Source organism: Campylobacter australis (assembly GCF_050586305.1).
GTDB lineage: Bacteria > Campylobacterota > Campylobacteria > Campylobacterales > Campylobacteraceae > Campylobacter_A.
In genome coordinates, this window is sequence record NZ_JAXUAA010000017.1 from 1 (window position 1) to 2,233 (window position 2,233).

Below are 2,233 nucleotides of genomic sequence, written 5' to 3' on the forward strand. Positions count from 1 at the left end.
CATCAGCCATCATAGCAAATGCCTCTGTGCAAGCTACTAACTATGCCATATCAGAGGGTAAAGCAAAATTTGATACAGATCAAGTGGCGCAATCAGCTTTGGCAGCTGGTATGGGAGCTTATGTTAGTTCATATATAAATAATCTAGATATATTAAAAGATGCAACCTTAGCTAATGACAATAGTAGCTTTTTAAATTTTAGCACAGATAACTCACTAAATTTCTCTTATCAAAACTTTACTAAAGCGGCACTAAACTCAATTAGCAATGCAGGAATAAATAGTGCAATTTATGGAACAAATTTCAAAGACACCCTTATATCAAACCTGGCATTTAAAGCTACAGATAACCTTTATAATGCGGTAGGCTCTTACTCAGTAGATCAATCGCAACTAAATAATAATCAAATGTTTAATGAAGGTAGCCTAGGCAAGATAATTCTCCACTCAGCAGTAGGAGCACTATCTGCTAGTCTAACAAATCAAGATGTATTGACTGGGACTTTAAGTGCTGGCATAAATGAAGCTATGTCATCACTTATTTATGAAAATACCTCAAATATGAGTAAAGAGCAGATACAAGAGTATAACAGTAAAAGGCTTCTTTACTCACAATTAACTGGTATAGCTATTGGGGCATTGATAAATGGTGAAGCTGGAGCAAATACTGGATATAGTATCACTACAAGTGCAGAGCTAAATAACAGACAGCTACATCAAGCAGAGATAGATTTTATAAATAGTAAAGCCAGTGATTATGCTAAAATAAATAACATATCAAAAGAGCAAGCTACTAAAATTTTATATACAGCCGCTAAAACATTAGTAGATAAAGAAGCTAATGATGAGTTTAATAACAATGAAAATTTCACAGTTACTGATGAGCAAGGGAATTCACTAACCTATAATTTAAACGAGATAATAAATAACTACAATGCTAATGATATACTAAAAGCCAAAGAGTATCTGAAACAAACCTCGACCGATCTTAAATTTATAGATATATACAAAGAGGAGTTTAATAGACAAGATTTCTTTACTGCTACGAGTGAGCAGTATAGCAGTAGTAGCTGGACACCTGATGGGAGTATAGGGTTAAGTGATGAGAGTTTGTTGTTTGTGCCGATAGGTAAGATGAGTGGAAGCGGTATATTTAAAGGGAAGAAATGCACGGCAGGGATAATAGGCAAAGTCAATAGGAAAATAGATAATAATGCAGATATTAAAATTAGATTTGGAAACAATGATAATCAAATACATCATGTCGAGAGACACATAAGAGAAAAAACAAATTTAGATATTGAGGCTGTTAAAAAAGAAATTCTAAAAGATTTTCAGCAACAAAATGATAAGTCTCAATTAAAATACAACATAAAAATAGACAATTACAATCTTGAATACAGAGTGCATAGATTAATAGATGAAACATATAATATAGGCACGATTATAGTTAAATAAGGAAAGATGGTGAAAAAAATTTTTGTTTATAAGGATTTGTTGCCAATTCAAAATATTTCACTTCCAGAATTAAAATTAGTCAAAATGCTGATTAAGAAAGCACCAAACAAGGAAGTATATAAATTTTCAAAAAAAATATTCCATTTCAATGACGGAAGTATGGGAAGTTTTGGTTTTGTATACGACGATGATAAGTATTGTGGTGGTGGAAACTATATGTCCGATATTTGTTTTTATGATGCCGATAAAGTACTTTGCATTGCTACAATGTATGTTTATGATAATAATTTAGTTGATAGTGTAGATATATGGAAGGTTGATTTTTCAAGTCTTATGCAAATTCCAACCAATGATGAAAGTTTTTTTCAAAATGAAAGATAATGAATTTAATGTATGGAATGTGTCATCTGATAAAATGATAGAATATATCAGAAGTGTATTACCAAAAGATTTAAAACATCTTAACGAAAATATAAAAGATACTCAGGATGAATGGGGTAAATTTTGGTATTACGACTGCCCACAAATCCGCTGGGTAGATAAAGAAACAGGACAGATTTATTGACGAAAGAATTTAAATACAAATTTTTATAAAAGGAACTAAATTTAATGAAATTTATAAACCAACTAATTACTCTTTTTATTTCATTAAATTTAATCATTTCTCAAAGTCTTTTTGCAAATTTATCACTCAATCTAAACTTAACCAAAACCTCCAAATCAAGCCTTGGCTCCATATCAAAATCATCTTTAAATAAAACAGACATACTTACAAA

The 2,233-nt window shown here is 30.8% G+C and carries 3 protein-coding genes; all 3 read left to right on the forward strand.

From position 1 onward, the window contains the following. On the forward strand, window positions 1–1,457 hold a 1,457-nt coding region (locus tag U5B17_RS09570), incomplete at its 5' end, for a DUF637 domain-containing protein (RefSeq protein WP_430805121.1). Window positions 1,458–1,466: 9 nt separating this feature from the next. Then, a complete protein-coding gene (locus U5B17_RS09575) occupies window positions 1,467–1,838 on the forward strand; it encodes a DUF6984 family protein (RefSeq protein ID WP_430805123.1) in 372 nt (123 codons plus the stop codon). A gap of 19 nt (window positions 1,839–1,857) precedes the next feature. Next, on the forward strand, window positions 1,858–2,022 hold the full coding sequence (locus U5B17_RS09580) for a hypothetical protein (RefSeq protein WP_430805124.1): 165 nt from the start codon (window positions 1,858–1,860) through the stop codon (window positions 2,020–2,022). Window positions 2,023–2,233 lie beyond the last annotated feature (211 nt).